The organism is Aeromonas sp. MR16 (genome assembly GCF_022549315.1).
In the GTDB taxonomy this organism is placed as follows: Bacteria; Pseudomonadota; Gammaproteobacteria; order Enterobacterales; family Aeromonadaceae; genus Aeromonas; species Aeromonas aquatica.
Map to the genome: position 1 here is coordinate 1 of NZ_JAKZFK010000082.1, position 361 is coordinate 361.

General features: G+C 62.9%; 1 protein-coding gene. It reads right to left on the reverse strand.

What is annotated here, in order from left to right; genetic code table 11:
- Positions 1-361 (reverse strand): hypothetical protein (locus tag MM194_RS21830; RefSeq protein WP_241344959.1); only part of this gene is annotated, 361 nt, incomplete at both ends.

The following is a 361-nucleotide window of genomic DNA, read 5'->3' on the forward strand; positions in this document are numbered from 1 at the left end:
TCATCCACGATGCGTACTATCAGCTGGTCGCTGGCACTGGTGCCACCCACCCCGTTCACCGCAATGGTCACGCTGTCATCAAACTCCGTCAGCGTGGCACCCGCCTTGCTGTCGTTGTCGATGGTCGCGCTCAGGGTGTAGCTGTAGTTCACCGTCCCACTGGTCGCTGTCCCGCTGTAGCTCAGCAGGGTCAAGATCCCCTCCCCGGTGTTGATGGTCTGGCTGCCGTTGAAGCCTTGCAGTTGCGCCAGGGTATAGGTCGTGCCCCCTATCACCACGTTCAGGATGCCGTCCGACGCCGATACCGTGAAGCTGCCCGCCACCGTCTCGGTGTTGGCCGCCGCATTCGACCCGCTCGGGT